Below are 18,025 nucleotides of genomic sequence, written 5' to 3'. Positions count from 1 at the left end.
CGTGCGTCCATGTGTCACCGTGCGCCTCACTGGCCCCCCTCTTCGCTCAGGTCCAGCCGCGGCGACACGACACCCGGCACCGTACCCGGGACGACCTGCCGCTGGATGTTCTCGCCGCTCATGATTCCGAACGGCAGGATCAGGTCCGGGGACCTCGTGTCCTCGGTGATCTGCCCCATGACGTCGCCGCAGCGGTCGATCAAGGGCTGCATCTGCCGTCCCAGCGCTTCGAACTCGGGATCGCCGGGCATCAGCTTGCCCACGTCGATGAGCTTGCAGATGGCCCCGGCCGGATCCTCCAGATCCGGCAGGACCAGACGCGACGACAACGAGCCCGATTCTGCGTCGTACGAGTTGACGAGGTTGCTCACCGCGAGTGGCAGCAGCGTCAGGGAGTTCACGAGAGATTGACGATTGTTCGCCAGATTCTCCGTGACGGGAACCAAGGCATCGACGTTGTCCTTGACCGCTTCCTGGTTGTCGCGCACGAACGTCGTGACGTCCCCGAGCGTCATCGAAAGCTGTTCGAGAGCTTCACCGAGGTTCTGGCGTTCCCCGGCGAGAAATCCCGACAGATCCGCAAGTTGAGTGTTGAACTGCCGCACCTGCTGGTCGTTGGCCGCGAGCGCGCTCACGAAGATCTGCAGGTTCTCGATGGTTCCGTAGAGATCACCGCGCGATTCGTTGAGCGTGCGGGCAGCAGCCGAGAGCTGGTCGATGCTCTGGCCGAGCGCCGCGCCGTTGCCTTCGAGGTTCTCGGCACCGACCTCCACGAACTCGGTCAGCGCACCGTCGGCGTTCGCTCCCTCCGGTCCGAGGGCCCGCGCCAGCTCGTCGATGCTCGCGTACAGCTCGTCGACCTCGACGGGAGTAGCGGTGTGTTCGCGGTCGATGACGGCACCGTCGCTCATCGTCTCGCCACCCGAGTAGGCAGGGGTGAGCTGGACGTAGCGGTCGGCGACCACGGAGGGCGTGATCTGCACGGCCCTGGCGTCGGCCGGGATGTCCACTCCGCGAGCGATGCGCATGGAGACCTCGACGATCTCCCCTTGCGGTTCGACGGAGGTGACACTGCCGACCTCGACGCCGAGAACCCGTACGTCGGATCCTTCGTAGATACCGACGGCCTTGTCGAAGTACGCGGTGACCGTCGTCGTTCCGGCGCGGGCGAACACCCACCACAGGGCACCCGCGACCACGAGCGCCACGGCCACTGCGAGCGCGATCAGCGCAGTGCGCCCGCGGCCGCTCCGCTCCGGGGAATCGGTGTTGTCGGCGTGTGCCATCAGTTCCCCTCTCCCAATGTGCGCCCCGGCTCTCGGTATCCCGGAATCTCGGGCAGACCCGGCGGCGTGAGGTTCACGACGACCTGATCGAACCAGCGGCCGTTGCCGACCACATTGGAGTACAGACGCACGAACGGCTCGTACAGCTTCATGGCCCTGTCGAGGTTGTCGTTGTTGTCCTGCAGGATCTGCACGACGCCGCGCAGGTTCTCGAGAGCCGGACCGATCTGTTCCTGGTTCTCCACCACCAGCGCCGAGAGCTCCGTGGAGAGCCGCTTGGTTCCTTCGAGCAGCTGTGAGATGGCCTGTTGCCGGTTGTTGAGCTCGGTGATGAGCAGGGCTCCGTCGCTGAGCAGACGATTGAACTCGGTGTTCCGGTCGGCCAGGATCTGCGACACATTGCCCGTGGCTTCGAGGAGCCGCTTGAGTTCCTTGTCGCGACTCGCGATCGTCTCCGACAACCTGCTCACGCCGTCGAGAGACGCGCGGATGTCGTCGGGAGTCTCCGAGAACGCGCCGGCCAAGGTCTCGAAACTCGTTGCGAGCTGGTCGGAGTCGATGTCGCCGAGTGTCGTGGCCGCGGACGAGAATGCCTCGATCACGTCGTACGGCGAGACCGTGCGGTCCAACGGAATCCGGTCGTCCGGGTCGAGGACCTCGGCACCGCTCGGGTTCAGCGCGAGGTACTTCTGCCCCAGGATCGTCTTGATCTGGATCGATGCCGAGGTGTTGTCGCCGACCCAGGCGTCCTGCACTCGGAAGGACACGATGACGCGATCACCTTCGAGTTCGACGGCGCTGACCGTACCGACCTTGACGCCGGCGATGCGGACCTCGTTGGTGGCCTTGAGCCCTGCCGCCTCGCTGAACTCGGCTTTGTAGGTCGCTCCGGCGCCGACGATCGGCAACGAGTCGAGAAAGAATGCGGACAGTGTTGCCAGCAGAATCACGACGATGCCCAGGGCACCGGCGGCTGCCGGACTGCGGCGTGTACTCATCGTCCCTGCAACTCCTGCATCCCGTCCTGCGAGCATCGCTGCGCCGCATTCGTATAGATGGGCTGATTGACGGTGGGTAGCCCTGTGGGGAGATTCAGGTACGGCACCGAACCGGGGCCGGCGATGATGTCGATACCGCACAGGTAGAACTGGAACCACGACCCGTAGCTGGCGACACGGCCGAGTTTCTCGAGTTTGACGGGCAGGTTCGCGAGCACGTCGTTCACTTCACCGCTGTTCGCATTGAGGTTCGCGGTCAGCTCGTTCAGCGCGGTGATCGACTGGGTGACCGACGGGCGGGTCGGTTCCAGCACGTCCGCCACCGCGTCGGTCAGGCCCGCGAGTGACTGCACCGACGAACCCACCGTGTCGCGGTCCGCTGCGAGACCGCTGACGAGCGCTTGGGTGTTGACCAGGAGCGAGTCGAGTTGTTCGTCGCGCTCGTCGATCGTCGTGAGGACGGTGTTGAGGTTGTCGATCACGGCACCGATCACGGCGTCCTTGTCGGCGATCGTGTTGGTCAGGCTTGCGGTGCTGCGCACGAGATCGCCGATGGTGCCCGCTTCGCCTTGGAAGACCTGGATGATCTGGAAGGACAGCTTGTTGACGTCGTCGGCGCTGAGCGTTTGGAACAGCGGGCGGAATCCGTCGAACAACGTCGTGAGGTTGACTGCCGGCCGAGTCCGTTCGATGGGGATGGTCTCCCCTTCGGTCATGCGCAGCCCCTGGTCGCCTTCGCCCTGTCCCAGCGCGATGTAGCGCTGGCCGACCAGATTCCGGAAACGCAGGGCCGCGGTCGACGTCGCAGGAAGCCAATCGCGTTGCTGGAGTGAGAACGTCACGCGGGCCTGGCGTTCGTTGACGATCGCGATGTCGTCGACCTGTCCCACCTTGACGCCTGCGATGCGCACGTCGTCGCCCTCGTTGAGTGAGGTCACGTCGGAGAACACGGCGTGGAACTTCGCCCCTCCGCTACCTCCGACGGTCGCGATGGTGGCTGCGAGGACACCGGTGGCGAAGATGGTGACGACAGCAAAGACGATCAACTTGATCAGTGGTGCAGCAAGGCCTCTCACTGGAAGCTCACCTCCGCACCACGAAGTGCGGGTGCGCCCAGCCGTGTCGTCCACCCCGGGACGTCCTGCGGTGCGATGCCTGTGGCCTGGCCGTAGATCACGTCGAGGGTGTCCTGTTCTGCACGCGACCCCTCGTACGAGACCGGGGTCGCGGCGTCCGGCCCGGACAGCCCGATGATGGTGCTCACGTCGTCGGGCACACCAGATCCTTCGGGTGCCGGAAACATCGGGATCGACGCGGGTCCCGGGTTACGAGAGGGCACCTGGTAGGAGCCGTCGTTGACCGAGCCACCGGGGTACTGGGGGAAATGCCGGCCCGGTTCGGTGACCTGGTCGTAGCAGGCTGGTCCTCGAGTGTCGAGCAGACGCGGTTCGTCCTGGTTGGGCAGGTAGCGGCCCTTGGGGTTGGTGAACTGGATGTTTGCGCGCGCGCCGGGGAAAGGATCGTCAGCGGCGAGCAGTTCCACCGCGGCGGGCTTGGCTTCGGCGAAACCCCGGAACGTGCATTGGAACGACGGCGAGTACCGGGCGAGCAACTGCAAGGCTTCCTTGGAGTCCGCAGCGATGCTGATCAGCGAGTTCGCGTTGGTCTGCAGAAAATCTGCGGTCGACGCGGAGGCGCCGGTCGCGCTGGCCAGCAGGGTCCGGATCTGGTTCTGCTGTTCGACGACGGTGCCGCCGGTGGTCCGGAGGTTGTCGAGTGCATTGATGAGGTCGGGGGCAGCCTCGGAGTAGGTCCGGGTGAAATCGGCGAGGCCGCGCAGGTCTTCCTGCAGGGTCGGCAGTTCCACGTTGACCTCTCGGAATATCTGTTCGAGGTTGTCGACGGTCCGGCCGAGCGTCTCGCCTCGGCCGCTGAGTCCCTGTGCGAGTGCACCGAGGGTGTTCGCGAGGTCCTGCGGAGGAATCGCCTGCAGCAGGGGGAGCAGTCCGTCGAGCACCTCGCCGAGTTCGGCGGTCTTCTCGCTGGTGTCCTGCACCAGGACGTCGCCTGCCTGCAGCGAACGGCCGGGATCGTCCGGGATGATCAGCGACACGTACCGCTCACCGAAAAGCGTCTTCGGCAGCAGCTGTCCTGTCGAATCGGCGGGAATGAGGTCGGCCTGATTCGGGTCGATGGCGAGGTGCGCAGTGACCTGGTCGCCCGAGGTGCTCGTCGATCGCACCTCCCCCACGATCACACCGCGTACCTTCACGTCGGCGTTCTTGGGGAGCGCGTTGCCGATGCTGTCGGTGAGGAGTTCGACCTCGACGACCTTCTTGAACGTCTTGTTGTACATCGCGATGGTGCCGGCGATGAACAGTGCCAAGACGAGGAAGAACACCAGACCGAGCAGGCGCCGCCGCACCGTCGATGTCTCGCTCATCCCGCCACCCTCACCGTCGTGCTGGTCCCCCAGATCGCGAGACTGAGGAAGAAGTCGAGCACCGCGATGGTGACGATCGCGGTCCGCACCGCACGCCCCACAGCCACACCGACGCCTGCGGGACCGCCACTCGCGTGGAATCCGTAGTAGCAGTGGATGAGGATCAGCACGAACGCGAATACCAGTACTTTCGCGAACGAATAGAGCACGTCCTCCGGTGGGAGGAACAGATTGAAATAGTGGTCGTACGACCCTGCCGACTGCCCGTTGAACATGGTGCTGATCACCCGTGTCATCAGGTACGCGGCGAGCAGGCCGACGATGTACAGCGGGATGACCGCAACGAAGCCTGCAATCATTCGCGTGGTCACGAGGAACGGCACCGACGGAACCGCCATCACCTCGAGGGCATCGATCTCTTCACTGATCCGCATCGCGCCGAGCTGTGCGGTGAAACCACAGCCGACAGTGGCCGACAACGCGAGCGCTGCGACGACCGGCGCGAGCTCACGGGTGTTGACGTAGGCAGACAGGAAGCCCGTGAGCACCGACGATCCGAGCTGTTCGAGCGCCGCGTAGCCCTGCAGGCCTACGACGACGCCGGTGAACCCGGACATCATCGCGATGACGCCGATGGTGCCGCCGATCACGGCGAGGGCACCACTGCCGAAGGTCACCTCGGCGAGGAGCCGAAGAACTTCCTTGCGGTAATGCGTGATCGTTCGCGGAATCCACGCGACCGCCCGCGCGTAGAACGACATCTGCTCGCCCGCGCGGTCGAGAATGTTCAGCGGTGCGCGCAGCACTCTCCGGCCGCGGATCAGAAAGAGATCTCCGCGGCCCTTGGCGATTGTCATCGGTTCAGGACCCCTTCGCCGGAACGACCTGCAAATACACCATCGTCAGGATGAGATTCGCAAAGAAAAGCAACAGGAATGTAATGACGACGGTCTGGTTCACCGCTTCGCCGACGCCCTTCGGGCCGGGACCCGGGTTCAGTCCCTTGTACGACGCGACGACGCCGGCGATGACACCGAAGATCGCCGCTTTGAGCTCCGCCACATAGAGGTCGGGAAGCTGCGCCAGGGCCGAGAACGATGCGAGGTACGCCCCCGGGGTCCCGTCCTGGAGGATGACGTTGAAGAAGTACCCACCCGCGATACCGACGACCGAGACCAGTCCGTTGAGGAGCAGGGCCACCAACACCATCGCGAGCACACGCGGCACCACCAGTCGCTGGATCGGGTCGATGCCCAGCACCTTCATCGCGTCGATCTCCTCGCGGATGGTGCGAGATCCGAGATCGGCCGTGACCGCGGAACCTGCCGCGCCCGCGATCAGCAATGCGGTCACGATCGGGCTGCCCTGCTGGATCACCGCGAGCACGCTCGCTGCGCCGGTGAACGATTCCGCACCGAGCTGCTTGATCAGCGACCCGGTCTGCAGCGATACGACGGCACCGAACGGGATCGCTACCAGCGCTGTGGGGAGGATCGTGACGCTGGCGATGAACCAGGCCTGCTCGATGAATTCCCGGAACTGGAACGGACGCCGGAAGGTGTTGCGTACGACGTCGACGAACAGTTCGAAGATGTTCCCGGCTTGGGTGAGAGCGCCGTGCACCGGGCGCACGAACGAGGTACTTCCCCCCATCTATTCTCCTACTTCATGCCGTGAGGCTGGTTGTATCCTTCGGGCGAGTACGCGGGAATCACCTGGGTGTCGTCGTCGCGGTAGTCGTGCTGGGGGTAGGAAGACGCTGTGTCTTCACCGTCGAGCGATTCGACGATCGCGGCCTGTGCCGCCGGCGGAAGCGTGTGCAGGATCCGACGCACACGTGCCTGACGCCGCCCCACCGCCTGACGCACCGGCATCCCCGGCGTCGCATGCATCTGCGGAACGATGCCCTCCACATCCTCGACACCACCGGCATGGTGCCCGGCGTCCACGAGCGCCTGCTCGTGAGCCATCTGCGCCTCGTCCTTCTCCTCCGACATCCCGATCGGACCGATCATCGTGCCGTTGAGGAACTGCTTGACCACCGGCTCATCCGAGGTGAGCAGCACCTCACGCGGACCGAACATCACCAACTGCCGACGGAACAGCATCCCGATGTTGTCGGGCACCGTACGAGCCAGATTGATGTTGTGCGACACGATCAGGATCGTCGCGTCGATCTCCGCGTTGATATCGATCAAGGTCTGCGAAATGTACGTCGTACGCACCGGATCGAGACCCGAGTCCGGCTCGTCCACCAGGATGATCTCGGGATCGAGCACCAGCGCACGAGCCAGCCCCGCACGCTTACGCATACCACCGGAGATCTCACCGGGAAGCTTGTCTTCCGCACCGAGCAGACCCACGAGCTCGAGCTTGCTCATCACGACCTTGCGGATGTCCGACTCGGACTTCTTGGTGTGCTCACGCAACGGGAAAGCCACGTTGTCGTACAGGTTCATCGAACCGAACAGCGCGCCGTCCTGGAACAGCACGCCGAACAGCTTCCGGATCTCGTAGAGATCTTTGCTCGAGCACTGCAGAATGTCGGTGCCGTCGATGACGATCGTGCCCTGCTCGGGCCGCAGCAGACCGATCAGCGACTTGAGGAACACCGACTTACCCGTACCGGACGGACCGAGCAGCGCACTGACTTCACCCGCGGGAAGCGTCAACGACACGTCCTGCCAGATTCGCTGCGAGCCGAACGACTTGGTCAGCCCCTCGACGGAAACCTCTACGCCCACGATTACCTCCACACTGTTTCGACGCCATCCCCCGCTGTGGGTTGGGCCACTCTATCGCATCGAAGTGGTGTCTGTGACAGTGAATACTACTTATGAGTAAGTTGGCAAATCGACACTCTGCGCATAGGAGCACTTACGCCATGACCTGCGCCGATACACAGTCAGTACGGTATTCGACAAGCGTCCGGAATGCGCAGGGAACACGCGGGCAATTCCGATTCGGACGACATTCTCGGCACACACGTAAAAGCCGCCCCCACGGATTCGAAATCCGTGGGGGCGGCTATACGTTCACGCCACTACGCGAGAGCAACTCCCGCGCGAATGAGGAACCGTCCTACTTGACGGTGACCTTGGCGCCGGCCTCTTCGAGCTTGGCCTTTGCAGCCTCGGCAGCGTCCTTGGCAACCTTCTCGAGGATCGCCTTCGGAGCACTCTCGACGAGGTCCTTGGCTTCCTTCAGGCCCAGGCCGGAGACGAGCTCGCGCACGACCTTGATGACCTGGATCTTCTTCTCGCCGGCACCTTCGAGGACGACGTCGAACTCGTCCTGCTCTTCAGCAGCCTCGGCAGCGACCGGAGCACCGGCAGCAGCGACGGCAACCGGAGCAGCAGCGGTGACCTCGAAGGTCTCCTCGAACGCCTTCACGAACTCCGAGAGCTCGAGCAGGGTCAGTTCCTTGAAAGCGTCGAGCAGCTCTTCGGTGGTGAGCTTCGCCATGGTGGCGGTCCTTCCTGATAAGTCCCATGTCGCTGATCCGCGACCGATTGGGAGGGTGCACGCCGAAGCATGCGTGGATGTATCTGTTTTCGCGGTGATGCAGATTCGCGGTGATGCGGATCAGCGTCAGGCGGCTTCTTCGGCCGCCTTCTTCTCCTGCAGGGCGGCCGCGAGGCGAGCCACCTGGGAAGCGGGAGCATTGAACAGGCCGGCGGCCTTTGCCAAGTTGCCCTTCATCGCGCCGGCGAGCTTGGCCAACAGAACCTCGCGGGACTCGAGGTCCGCGATCTTGTTGACCTGGTCCACGGACAGCACGTCGCCGTCCATGTACCCGCCCTTGATGACGAGTGCCTTGTTGTCCTTTGCGAAGGCCTTGAGAGCCTTCGCAGCGTCCACCGGCTCGCCCTTGACGAACGCGATGGCGGTCGGACCGACGAACAGATCGTCGAGACCCTCGACGCCCGCCTCAGCGGCGGCACGCTTGACCAGGGTGTTCTTGGCGACGGAGTAGGTCGCACCCCCTCCGAGCGCGCGACGCAGCTCGGTCAGACTTCCCACCGACAGACCACGGTATTCCGTGACCACAGCGGCCGTCGAGGTCTTGAACTGCTCGGTGATCTCCTCAACTGCGGAGACCTTCTCGGGCTTTGCCATACTTCGCCTCCTCTCAGTTACAGTCGTTTTCCCGGCGTCCCGAACGGGACGTCCCACCTGCGACAGGCGTTGGGCCGAGAAACGACGAACGCCCCGGCGCAGGGCACACGGGGCGTAGAAGGAAAAGGCGGTGAATCGGCTTCTTACCCGAAGGCTCGACGCGCGAATTCTCTCGCATCTCCCTAACCTCGTCCTCCTGCGTGGGCCGCCGGACAAATCCGGACCTTCAACCGATTCCGCATGCGGAAAGGGTGACCAACGGTCTTGGGTAGAACATGATCGGGGTGAAGATCGGCACAATGCCGAACTACACGCTGAACAATAGCGGATGAATCGGCGGGAATGCAAAACGGTCGGCACGGAGATGATCCGTGCCGACCGCTCGTTGCGTTCGTAGAACGAACGAAGGTGCTACCGAAGCCTATTCGGCGATCTCGAGGAGGTTACGCGTACGCGCCGGATCCACCGGGATGCCCGGTCCGGAGGTCGTCGCGATCGTGACCTTCTTGATGTAGCGACCCTTCGCGCTCGACGGCTTCACACGAAGCACCTCGTCGAGGGCAGCAGCGTAGTTCTCGACCAGCTTCGTCTCGCCGAACGACGCCTTGCCGATCACGAAGTGCAGGTTCGAGTTCTTGTCGACGCGGAAGTTGATCTTGCCGCCCTTGATGTCCGTCACAGCCTTCGCGACGTCCGGGGTGACCGTACCGGTCTTCGGGTTCGGCATGAGACCACGCGGGCCCAGAACACGAGCGATGCGGCCGACCTTGGCCATCTGATCCGGTGTCGCGATGGCGGCGTCGAAATCCGTCCAGCCACCCTGGATCCGCTCGATCAGATCCTCGGCACCGACGACATCCGCGCCTGCGGCCTCGGCCTCAGCGGCCTTCTCGCCGACAGCGAAGACGACGACGCGCGCGGTCTTACCCGTGCCGTGCGGCAGGTTCACCGTGCCGCGGACCATCTGGTCCGCCTTGCGCGGGTCCACACCGAGGCGCATGGCGACCTCGACCGTGGCGTCGTAGTTCTTGGACGTCGTCTCCTCGACCAGCTTCGCTGCATCGAGCGGGCTGTAGAGGGCGTCCGGATTGATCTTCTCGGCGGCGGCGAGGTAAGCCTTGCTGCGCTTTGCCATGTTGTTTCCTAACTTCTCACCGGTAGGTGAATGGTTCGGGAGTGGTGCGGGCCTGGCCGGCCCTCCCACACTTGCCTGGTGGAGGTCAGCCCTCGACGGTGATGCCCATCGAGCGTGCCGTGCCCGCGATGATCTTCGCGGCGGCCTCGACGTCGTTGGCGTTGAGGTCTTCCTGCTTGGTCTTCGCGATCTCGCGGACCTGATCCATGGTCACCTTGGCGACCTTGGTCTTGTGCGGCTCGCCGGAGCCCTTCTGCACACCAGCAGCCTTGAGCAGCAGCTTGGCAGCCGGAGGGGTCTTCAGCTTGAAGTCGAACGAGCGGTCTTCGTAGACCGTGATCTCGACCGGCACCACATTGCCGCGCTGCGACTCGGTCGCCGCGTTGTAGGCCTTGCAGAACTCCATGATGTTGACGCCGTGCTGACCCAGCGCGGGGCCGACCGGCGGAGCCGGGTTGGCCGCGCCGGCCTGGATCTGGAGCTTGATGAGCCCGGCGATCTTCTTCTTCTTGGGGGGCATCTCTATTCCTAGTTTCTTGCTCGGTGTGGTTCTTGCGTATTCCTACTGCAAGCTTTCGTGTGTCGAAAGGATCGGCAGATCAGAGCTTCGAGACCTGCGTGAAGGACAACTCCACGGGAGTTTCGCGACCGAAGATCGACACCAGGACCTTGAGCTTCTGCTGCTCGGCGTTGACCTCGCTGATCGACGCGGGCAGCGTGGCGAACGGACCGTCCATGACGGTGACCGACTCGCCGACCTCGAAGTCGACCTCGATGGCCGGCTTGCTGGCGGCGGATGTCTGCTCGCCTCCCGCGGACGCACCGGCGGCGGGCTTCTTCTTCGCCTGCTGAGGAAGGAGGAACTTCACGACCTCCTTGATCGTCAGCGGCGATGGCCGAGACGTGGCGCCGACGAATCCGGTCACTCCGGGCGTGTTGCGCACGGCGCCCCACGATTCGTCGTTCAGCTCCATGCGCACCAGGATGTAACCGGGCAACACCTTGCGGTTGACCTGCTTACGCTGACCATTCTTGATCTCGGTGACTTCTTCGGTCGGCACCTCGACCTGGAAGATGTACTCGCTCAGGTCGAGGTTCAGGACGCGGGTCTCGAGATTGGTCTTCACCTTGTTCTCGTAGCCGGCGTACGAGTGGATCACGTACCAGTCGCCCGGCTCGAGGCGCAGCTGCTTCTCGAGCGCCTCAGCAGGATCGACCTCGTCGGCGGTCTCGGTATCGGCTGCTGCGCCCGCCTCCACCGACTCTTCGGTCGCGGGGCCATCGACGACCTCCTGGTCGACGACTGCCTCGTCGACAACGACCTCGTCCGAAACGCGCTCGTCGGGCGAGGGCTCGTAGGAGTCGTTCTCGGGGGTGCTCACCGGGGCACTTTCCTCTCGTCGATCACAATTTGCCGGCGCGCGTACGCGCTAGCCGAACAACCAGTTGACGCCCTGACCGAATGCCAGGTCCAATCCGAAGATGAGCGCGGTCATGACGGCCACGAATACAACAACGACAATCGAATAGGTCGTCAGCTGCTTACGATTCGGCCAGATCACCTTGCGGAGTTCCGCGATGACCTCGCGGAGGAATCGACGCAGGCGCTTGAAGATGTTCTCGGGTTTCTGCTGAGCTGGCCGGTCTGCCGCCTCGACTGCGGATCGGCGGGTACGCGGGCCCTCGGCGTCTGCAGAAGACGATGCCTGTGCGCCGGAACGGCGAACTGCGCGCTTACCACTCGGACGCGCAGCCGAAGAGGAAGCGTCGGGGGTTGCGCCGGTTTCCGTTCCGGCATCACCGGGTGCAAACCCTCCGGTGTCGCCGTCGCGCCTACCGCGCTCCTCGCTCACATCGTTCCTCTCGGTCGCTGGGCAGTCCGGGTGCAGGGGCGACAGGACTTGAACCTGCAACCTGCGGTTTTGGAGACCGCTGCTCTGCCAATTGAGCTACGCCCCTTTGGCCGATCATCGGCGTCGACACTTCGACACCTCGCAGATCGGCCGATCTGCAATCACATGACACGCGCGCCACCCCACCGGTACATCCAAGTACCGAAGAGCAGCGCGCTGCGCTATGCGATCCCAGAAGCCCTAGTGTACTGCATTGCCCCGGGACTACCCAATCCGCTCGACCGTCAAGCCAAGCGGACCGTTGCCGTGGCCCGACCGAAGATCTTGCGCCCTTCGGACTTCGCCACGATCGCGACCACTGCCGTCCTGCTTTCCGGGTCCACCGACTTGACCTTGCCTGTGAACTCGATTGCGGCGGCCTTGTCGGCCTCCACGAACACCGGGCTCGTGAAACGAACATTGTATTCGTTCACAGCGCCCGGATCGCCGAGCCAGTCGGTGACGAAGCCGGCAGCAATGCCCATGGAGAGCATGCCGTGCCCGACCACGTTGCGCAAACCGGCAAGTTCGGCAACCTTGTCGCTCCAGTGGATCGGGTTGGGATCACCCGACACACCGGCGTAATTGACCAGGTTTCCACGCGTGAGCGTCACGACACGCGAGGGAAGTTCCTCGCCCACCGTCACGTCGACGAAGCTACGGAGCGTCATGCATCATCACATCCTTGACCGCCTCCGCGATGTTCGCGTCGACCTCACCACCCGTACGACCGACGAGCGTGGTCCACGTGGTCAACACGAGATTGTCGTACTGATCAGTGATCACGTTCTTGGTGGTGATGATGTCGCTGCCGGCAACCTGACGGAAGTCGTCGAGGTACACGTCGCAGAACAAACGATCGCCGACCTGGATCGGCCGGTGCAACACCAAGCGCTGATCGGTCTGCATGATCTGGCTGAGGTCGTATCCGGTGACGATCTCCTCGAACAGCTTCCGCTGTGCGATCATCCCGATGATCGAGACGAAGGTCAGCGGAGCGATCAGGCCGTCGTATCCGAGGCCCTTCGCTGCTTCTTCATCGTGATGCGCCGGGTGAGAATCGAGCACGGCGCGGGCGTACTCACGCACCTTCTCGCGGCCGACCTCGTAGAAGTCGTCCACTCGGTAGTGATGACCGACCATGGAGGCGGCGTGGGCGGCGGCATCGAACGGGATCCCGGCCCGTTCGGTCACGTCCACGGGTTCATCGTTCATAAGAATGTCTGTCATACGCAAAACCTCCGCAATTCCGCTCAACGCCTAACGGCGTGGGCGGTACTGCGGAGAGCTCACGCGTCGACGTCGATCCCGAACAGGCTACTTCGACTCGCGATGCGACTGATGGGTGCCGCAGTTCGGGCAGAATTTCTTCAGCTCGAGGCGGTCGGGATCGTTACGACGGTTCTTCTTGGTGATGTAGTTACGGTGCTTGCACACCTCGCAGGCCAGAGTGATCTTCGGCCGAACGTCGGTGGAGGAGGCCACGGGATGCCTTCTTTCGCGTAAATCTGACCATTTCGGATCAGGTGGTTCGTTCTACTTCGGTAGCGGTGACCGGACTTGAACCGGCGACGCAACGATTATGAGTCGTTTGCTCTACCAACTGAGCTACACCGCCTCGGTGTCGAGTGTCGCAGATAAAGGGCGTCACTCCAATCCAGCGAGCCCCCTGACGGAATCGAACCGTCGACCTTTTCCTTACCATGGAAACGCTCTGCCGACTGAGCTAAGGGGGCACGGCCACCGTAAGCATCTCTGCTCGCTGCGGCCTCCAAAAGATTACACACACTCGCCGTCAGTACAAAATCTGCAGGTTGGAGCGTGTAATCGCACCCGGGTGCCCCGACACGGACACCCCTTGAAACTACCCGAGATGCAGAACAGCCCCGGTTCCGCGGAACCGGGGCTGTTCTGTGTGGCAGATGTAGGATTCGAACCTACGTAGGCATAAGCCGACGGATTTACAGTCCGCTCCCATTGGCCGCTCGGGCAATCTGCCGGGTGCGTCGGGATCAGCTCCTCGATGCGATTGGAACAATACAACGCATACCCCCCTCGATTGCAAACCGGGTGGTTACGGGGTTGCGCGAAGCGATACCGTCGGCTGGACACGACCCCCTACCGACCGATCCGAAGTGGAGACAACAAACGTGGCTGATTCGTCATTCGATGTGGTGAGCAAGGTTGATCGTCAGGAGGTGGACAACGCCCTGAACCAGGCCGCGAAGGAGATCTCGAATCGCTTCGACTTCCGGAACACCGGCGCATCCATCGTGTGGGCAGGCGAGGAATCCATCACGATCACCGCAGACACCGAAGACCGCGTCCTCGCAGCACTCGAGGTGTTCAAGGAAAAGCTGATCCGACGCGACCTGTCGCTCAAAGCCTTCGACGCAGGTGAGCCGGCCCAGTCCGGAAAGTCGTACAAGCTCACCGGCTCGCTGGTGGAAGGTATCTCACAGGAGAACGCAAAGAAGATCTCCAAGCTGATCCGGGACGAGGCCCCCAAGGGTGTCAAGGCCCAGATCCAGGGCGAGGAACTGCGGGTGAGCAGCAAGAAGCGGGACGATCTGCAGGCAGTGATCTCGCTGCTCAAGAACGCAGATCTCGACATCGCACTGCAGTTCGTCAACTACCGCTAGGCCGTCGACCCGGAACCGATTCCGGCTTCGTACGAACAGCTTCGTACGAACAAGGGTGCCTTCCGTGAAAGCTCACGGAAGGCACCCTTGTTCGGTCGGCGGGATCAGTACAGGCCCGCCATGCGTTCGAGCCGCTCGATCCGATCGGCCATGGGCGGATGGGTCGAGAACAACCGGTTCACCTTCTCGCCCGCCCGGAAGGGGTTCGCGATCATCATGTGCGACTGAGCGGCCAGCTTGGGTTCGGGAGGCAGCGGCGCCGCCTGCGTCCCGAGTTCGAGCTTGCGCAGCGCCGACGCCAGCGCCAGCGGGTCGCCGGTGAGCTCGGCCCCCGATTTGTCCGCCTGGTACTCCCGTGAGCGCGACACGGCCAGCTTGACGACCGACGCCGCGATGGGCCCGAGCAACGACACGAGCAGCAATGCGAGGGGGTTGGCACCACCAGCACGGTTTCCACCGAACGCACCGGCGAAGAACGCGAAGTTCGCCAGACCGGAGATCACCGCGGCCATCGCACCCGCCACCGACGAGATCAGGATGTCCCGGTTGTAGACGTGCGACAGTTCGTGACCGAGCACCGCCCGTAGTTCTCGTTCGTCGAGGATCTGCAGAATCCCGGACGTGCAGCACACAGCCGCATTGCGAGGGTTCCGTCCGGTCGCGAACGCGTTGGGTGCGTTGGTGGGGCTGACGTACAGACGCGGCATGGGTTGGTGCGCAGTCGTCGCGAGTTCGCGCACGATCCGGTACATCTGCGGCGCCTGCACCTCGGTGATCGGCTGGGCGTGCATCGCCCGCAGTGCGAGCTTGTCGCTGTTGAAATACGCGTAGCCGTTCATACCGACGGCCATGACCACGGAGATCACCAGGATCGTCGTGTTCTGGAACAGAGCACCTATGAACACGATCAGTGCGGACATCCCGATCAGCAACGCTGCCGTCTTCAGGCGGTTGGCATTTCCGTGCACGTCACGCCTCTTCCCCGAACATCGCTCAGGCGGGCAACGTTTCCGCTGCCCGACCCGACGATATCTGTCCCATCTACTGTCCGCTCAACGGACAAGGAGATCCGGAGGTTCCCCGTGGCGCCTACCCGACGCGAGCCACCGTGAAATCGACCAAGCGCCGGAGCGCCTCGTTGGCGGGGCCCTGCGGCAGCGCAGCGAGCTCGGTGTGCGCCTGATCGACGTAGGTCTGCAGAGTCTTCCTGGCGGCGTCCATCCCCGACGACCGCTTGAGCAGTTCGAGTGCCTCTGCGACCAGCGCCTCGTCTTCGAGAGGACCGACGAGGAGTTCGCGGAGCCTGTCGGCGTCGGCTCCCTCGCCCTGCAGTGCGTACAGCACGGGCAGGGTATGCACGCCCTCACGTAGGTCGGTACCGGGAGTCTTGCCCGAGTCCGTCTCATCCGACGCGATGTCGATGATGTCGTCGACGATCTGGAATGCGACACCCACCGCGTCTCCGAGCCGCTCCAGCCGCTCGATCTGCTCCTCGTCTGCACCCGAGAAGGTGCCTCCGAACCGCCCTGCAGCGGCGATCAGCGACCCGGTCTTCTCCCACACCACACGCAGGTAATGGTCGATCGGGTCCTTCTTCTCGCTGACGCCGATGGTTTCGCGCATCTGGCCGGTGACCAGCTCGGCAAAGGTCTTCGCGATGACCTCCACCGCGGAGGGCCCGAGTGTGGACGTGAGCCGCGACGCGTGGGCGAACAGGTAGTCGCCGGCGAGGATCGCCACGCTGTTGCCCCATCGCACGTTCGCGCTGGGCGCTCCGCGCCGCACGGTCGCCTCGTCCATGACGTCGTCGTGGTAGAGCGTGGCGAGGTGGACGAGCTCCACCACTGTTGCGGCCGTCACGATCGACGGATCGTTCGGTCTGGGACCCAACTGCCCGGTGAGCACCGCGAACAGCGGCCGGAACCGCTTCCCTCCGGCCTTCGCGAGGTGCAGTGCCGCTTCGGTCAAGAAGTCCTCACCGTCGGACAATTCTTCGACCATCAGCGTCTCCACCGCGGCCAACCCGTCGCGCACGTTGTCGGCCAGGGCCGGGTCGCCGAGCTCCACACCTGCGACCACGGTGTTCGACACCGTGCCGGCGGCCGACGCCGCCCCCTCAGTGCTCACAGAAGTACCCATCCTGTCTGTCGGCTCGGCTCCACGGTAGTGAACCTAGCCGCTCGTTTCGTCACCCACCTCGCCGAGGCGCCGATCCGGGCCTGAGAAGATGGACGCGTGGTGACCGACAATTCCGCGGGAGAACCGCACCGATCCTTGTCCTACATGCCCGACAGTACCGACGTGCTGGTCATCGGCGCTGGCCCTGCCGGGTCATCCGCCGCGGCGTGGGCGGCCCGATCCGGACGCGAAGTGCTTCTTGTCGACGCAGCTACATTCCCGCGCGACAAGACATGCGGCGACGGTCTGACGCCGCGGGCGATCACCGAACTCGAACTGCTCGGTCTGGGCGAGTGGGTGCGCACGCGCACCGTCAACCGTGGGTTGCGGCTGGAAGGGTTCGGAGGCAGATTCGAACTTCCATGGCCGTCCGGGGCATTCCCGTCTGCGGGCAGCGCGGTCCCCCGCACCGAACTCGACGATCGAATCCGTCGCACCGCGGTGGAGGCAGGCGCACGCATGGTCGAGGGCGCGAAAGCGGTCGATGTGGAGCGCGACGGCGATCGCGTGACCGCTGTGACCTTCCACACGGCCGATGGTCCGCGCACCGTTGCGTGCCGGCGTCTCGTCGTCGCCGACGGAGTCCGCTCCCCGATCGGCAAGGCACTCGGCAGGCAGTGGCATCGCGACACCGTCTACGGCGTAGCGGCGCGCGCCTATGCGACCTCGCCGCGCAGCGACGATCCCTGGATCACGTCTCACCTCGAACTTCGGGACGATGCCGGGACCCTGCAGGCCGGATACGGGTGGGTGTTCCCGCTGGGCACCGGCGAGGTGAACCTCGGCGTCGGCACCCTGGCGACCGCCGCGCGTCCCGCGAACGGGTCGCTGCGGCCGCTGATCGAGCTGTACGCCACGAAGCGACGCTCCGAATGGGAACTCGGCGAGGTGACACGCGTCGCATCCGCATTGCTTCCGATGGGCGGTGCCGTCTCCGGTGTCGCCGGGCGCAACTGGGCACTGGTCGGGGACGCCGCTGCCTGTGTGAATCCTCTCAACGGTGAAGGGATCGACTACGGGCTCGAGGGCGGCAGGCTGGTTGCCGAGATCCTCGACAGCGACGACCTCACCGAAATGTGGCCGGCACTACTGCGCGAGCACTACGGCCGGGCGTTCTCCACGGCCCGCCGACTCGCGGGCCTGCTCACCCGGCCGAAGTTCCTACCGTCGACCGGGCCGGTGGGGATGCGCTCACGCACGTTGATGACGGTCGCGGTGCGGGTGATGGGAAACCTGGTCACCGACGAGGACGACGACCTCGTCGCCCGCGTGTGGCGGGCCAGTGGACGCATGTCGATGCGACGGGATCGACAGCCTCTGTTCTCCTGAGAC

At 64.0% G+C, this 18,025-nt stretch carries 20 protein-coding genes and 4 tRNA genes; 2 read left to right on the top strand and 22 right to left on the bottom strand.

Annotation, left to right across the window (positions count from 1 at the left end; all coding sequences use genetic code 11):
* Window positions 1-26 precede the first annotated feature (26 nt).
* From ACFWB0_RS10165 to ACFWB0_RS10070, 20 genes are all read right to left on the bottom strand, one after another.
* Window positions 27-1,286, bottom strand: coding sequence for an MCE family protein (locus ACFWB0_RS10165; RefSeq protein WP_378490312.1), 1,260 nt, complete (start codon window positions 1,284-1,286; stop codon window positions 27-29).
* Window positions 1,286-2,284, bottom strand: coding sequence for an MCE family protein (locus ACFWB0_RS10160; RefSeq protein ID WP_378490311.1), 999 nt, complete (start codon window positions 2,282-2,284; stop codon window positions 1,286-1,288). The genes ACFWB0_RS10165 and ACFWB0_RS10160 overlap by 1 nt, the downstream gene beginning before the upstream one ends.
* On the bottom strand, window positions 2,281-3,360 hold the full coding sequence (locus tag ACFWB0_RS10155; RefSeq protein ID WP_378490310.1) for an MCE family protein: 1,080 nt from the start codon (window positions 3,358-3,360) through the stop codon (window positions 2,281-2,283). Before ACFWB0_RS10155 ends, ACFWB0_RS10160 begins: the two co-directional genes overlap by 4 nt.
* A complete protein-coding gene (locus tag ACFWB0_RS10150; protein WP_378490309.1) occupies window positions 3,357-4,727 on the bottom strand; it encodes an MCE family protein in 1,371 nt (456 codons plus the stop codon). Before ACFWB0_RS10150 ends, ACFWB0_RS10155 begins: the two co-directional genes overlap by 4 nt.
* On the bottom strand, window positions 4,724-5,584 hold the full coding sequence (locus tag ACFWB0_RS10145) for an MlaE family ABC transporter permease (RefSeq protein WP_378490308.1): 861 nt from the start codon (window positions 5,582-5,584) through the stop codon (window positions 4,724-4,726). The genes ACFWB0_RS10150 and ACFWB0_RS10145 overlap by 4 nt, the downstream gene beginning before the upstream one ends.
* Window positions 5,585-5,588: 4 nt before the next feature.
* Window positions 5,589-6,380, bottom strand: coding sequence for an MlaE family ABC transporter permease (locus ACFWB0_RS10140; RefSeq protein WP_378490307.1), 792 nt, complete (start codon window positions 6,378-6,380; stop codon window positions 5,589-5,591).
* A gap of 8 nt (window positions 6,381-6,388) precedes the next feature.
* Window positions 6,389-7,474, bottom strand: coding sequence for an ABC transporter ATP-binding protein (locus tag ACFWB0_RS10135; protein ID WP_378490351.1), 1,086 nt, complete (start codon window positions 7,472-7,474; stop codon window positions 6,389-6,391).
* 334 nt (window positions 7,475-7,808) lie between these two features.
* Complete coding sequence (gene rplL, locus ACFWB0_RS10130) at window positions 7,809-8,192, bottom strand: 50S ribosomal protein L7/L12 (protein WP_378490306.1); 384 nt, start codon at window positions 8,190-8,192, stop codon at window positions 7,809-7,811.
* Between the two features lie 126 nt (window positions 8,193-8,318).
* Window positions 8,319-8,846, bottom strand: a complete 528-nt coding sequence (gene rplJ, locus ACFWB0_RS10125; RefSeq protein ID WP_378490305.1) for a 50S ribosomal protein L10 — start codon at window positions 8,844-8,846, stop codon at window positions 8,319-8,321.
* Window positions 8,847-9,267: 421 nt separating this feature from the next.
* Window positions 9,268-9,981, bottom strand: a complete 714-nt coding sequence (gene rplA, locus ACFWB0_RS10120; RefSeq protein WP_378490304.1) for a 50S ribosomal protein L1 — start codon at window positions 9,979-9,981, stop codon at window positions 9,268-9,270.
* Window positions 9,982-10,066: 85 nt separating this feature from the next.
* The gene (rplK, locus tag ACFWB0_RS10115) at window positions 10,067-10,501 is read right to left on the bottom strand and encodes a 50S ribosomal protein L11 (RefSeq protein ID WP_330151368.1); all 435 of its coding nucleotides are present in this window, start codon (window positions 10,499-10,501) and stop codon (window positions 10,067-10,069) included.
* A gap of 79 nt (window positions 10,502-10,580) precedes the next feature.
* The gene (gene nusG, locus ACFWB0_RS10110; protein WP_378490303.1) at window positions 10,581-11,363 is read right to left on the bottom strand and encodes a transcription termination/antitermination protein NusG; all 783 of its coding nucleotides are present in this window, start codon (window positions 11,361-11,363) and stop codon (window positions 10,581-10,583) included.
* Window positions 11,364-11,411: 48 nt separating this feature from the next.
* A complete protein-coding gene (gene secE, locus ACFWB0_RS10105) occupies window positions 11,412-11,834 on the bottom strand; it encodes a preprotein translocase subunit SecE (protein WP_378490302.1) in 423 nt (140 codons plus the stop codon).
* Between the two features lie 33 nt (window positions 11,835-11,867).
* Window positions 11,868-11,940 (bottom strand) — tRNA-Trp (locus ACFWB0_RS10100).
* 178 nt (window positions 11,941-12,118) lie between these two features.
* Window positions 12,119-12,544: a (3R)-hydroxyacyl-ACP dehydratase subunit HadB gene (gene hadB / locus ACFWB0_RS10095; protein ID WP_378490301.1), complete on the bottom strand. Its 426-nt coding sequence runs from the start codon at window positions 12,542-12,544 to the stop codon at window positions 12,119-12,121.
* Window positions 12,531-13,103 carry a (3R)-hydroxyacyl-ACP dehydratase subunit HadA gene (gene hadA / locus ACFWB0_RS10090; RefSeq protein ID WP_378490300.1) on the bottom strand — a complete coding sequence of 191 codons (573 nt, stop codon included), beginning with the start codon at window positions 13,101-13,103 and terminating at the stop codon, window positions 12,531-12,533. The genes hadB and hadA overlap by 14 nt, the downstream gene beginning before the upstream one ends.
* A gap of 87 nt (window positions 13,104-13,190) precedes the next feature.
* A complete protein-coding gene (rpmG, locus tag ACFWB0_RS10085) occupies window positions 13,191-13,358 on the bottom strand; it encodes a 50S ribosomal protein L33 (protein ID WP_003941903.1) in 168 nt (55 codons plus the stop codon).
* 60 nt (window positions 13,359-13,418) lie between these two features.
* Window positions 13,419-13,491, bottom strand: a tRNA-Met gene (locus ACFWB0_RS10080).
* A gap of 45 nt (window positions 13,492-13,536) precedes the next feature.
* Window positions 13,537-13,609: transfer RNA gene (locus tag ACFWB0_RS10075), tRNA-Thr, on the bottom strand.
* Between the two features lie 180 nt (window positions 13,610-13,789).
* A tRNA-Tyr gene (locus tag ACFWB0_RS10070) sits at window positions 13,790-13,872 on the bottom strand.
* Between the two features lie 151 nt (window positions 13,873-14,023).
* On the opposite strand from ACFWB0_RS10070, the gene ACFWB0_RS10065 reads away from it, so the two are divergent.
* Window positions 14,024-14,515 (top strand): YajQ family cyclic di-GMP-binding protein, encoded by a 492-nt coding sequence (locus ACFWB0_RS10065; protein ID WP_378490299.1) that lies wholly within the window; start codon window positions 14,024-14,026, stop codon window positions 14,513-14,515.
* Between the two features lie 104 nt (window positions 14,516-14,619).
* On the opposite strand, the gene htpX is transcribed toward ACFWB0_RS10065, so the two are convergent.
* Window positions 14,620-15,483 (bottom strand): zinc metalloprotease HtpX, encoded by an 864-nt coding sequence (htpX, locus tag ACFWB0_RS10060; protein ID WP_378490298.1) that lies wholly within the window; start codon window positions 15,481-15,483, stop codon window positions 14,620-14,622.
* A 121-nt stretch (window positions 15,484-15,604) separates the two neighbouring features.
* The gene (locus ACFWB0_RS10055; RefSeq protein WP_378490297.1) at window positions 15,605-16,654 is read right to left on the bottom strand and encodes a polyprenyl synthetase family protein; all 1,050 of its coding nucleotides are present in this window, start codon (window positions 16,652-16,654) and stop codon (window positions 15,605-15,607) included.
* A 144-nt stretch (window positions 16,655-16,798) separates the two neighbouring features.
* Here ACFWB0_RS10055 and ACFWB0_RS10050 point away from each other — a divergent pair, with 144 nt between their 5' ends.
* On the top strand, window positions 16,799-18,022 hold the full coding sequence (locus ACFWB0_RS10050) for a geranylgeranyl reductase family protein (protein WP_378490296.1): 1,224 nt from the start codon (window positions 16,799-16,801) through the stop codon (window positions 18,020-18,022).
* Window positions 18,023-18,025 lie beyond the last annotated feature (3 nt).

The organism is Rhodococcus sp. NPDC060086 (assembly GCF_042730275.1).
Classification (GTDB): domain Bacteria; phylum Actinomycetota; class Actinomycetes; order Mycobacteriales; family Mycobacteriaceae; genus Rhodococcus.
The sequence above is the reverse complement of the archived record's forward strand: the minus strand, read 5'-3'. Positions and strand labels throughout refer to the sequence as shown.

Bases quoted from the DNA above. Each gene is read 5' to 3' on its own strand.
- ACFWB0_RS10165 (WP_378490312.1), bottom strand. From the start codon at position 1,286: ATGGCACACGCCGACAACACCGATTCCCCGGAGCGGAGCGGCCGCGGG.
- ACFWB0_RS10160 (WP_378490311.1), bottom strand. From the start codon at position 2,284: ATGAGTACACGCCGCAGTCCGGCAGCCGCCGGTGCCCTGGGCATCGTC.
- ACFWB0_RS10150 (WP_378490309.1), bottom strand. From the start codon at position 4,727: ATGAGCGAGACATCGACGGTGCGGCGGCGCCTGCTCGGTCTGGTGTTC.
- ACFWB0_RS10145 (WP_378490308.1), bottom strand. From the start codon at position 5,584: ATGACAATCGCCAAGGGCCGCGGAGATCTCTTTCTGATCCGCGGCCGG.
- ACFWB0_RS10140 (WP_378490307.1), bottom strand. From the start codon at position 6,380: ATGGGGGGAAGTACCTCGTTCGTGCGCCCGGTGCACGGCGCTCTCACC.
- rplL (WP_378490306.1), bottom strand. From the start codon at position 8,192: ATGGCGAAGCTCACCACCGAAGAGCTGCTCGACGCTTTCAAGGAACTG.
- rplJ (WP_378490305.1), bottom strand. From the start codon at position 8,846: ATGGCAAAGCCCGAGAAGGTCTCCGCAGTTGAGGAGATCACCGAGCAG.
- rplA (WP_378490304.1), bottom strand. From the start codon at position 9,981: ATGGCAAAGCGCAGCAAGGCTTACCTCGCCGCCGCCGAGAAGATCAAT.
- rplK (WP_330151368.1), bottom strand. From the start codon at position 10,501: ATGCCCCCCAAGAAGAAGAAGATCGCCGGGCTCATCAAGCTCCAGATC.
- hadB (WP_378490301.1), bottom strand. From the start codon at position 12,544: ATGACGCTCCGTAGCTTCGTCGACGTGACGGTGGGCGAGGAACTTCCC.
- hadA (WP_378490300.1), bottom strand. From the start codon at position 13,103: ATGACAGACATTCTTATGAACGATGAACCCGTGGACGTGACCGAACGG.
- ACFWB0_RS10055 (WP_378490297.1), bottom strand. From the start codon at position 16,654: ATGGGTACTTCTGTGAGCACTGAGGGGGCGGCGTCGGCCGCCGGCACG.
- ACFWB0_RS10050 (WP_378490296.1), top strand. From the start codon at position 16,799: ATGCCCGACAGTACCGACGTGCTGGTCATCGGCGCTGGCCCTGCCGGG.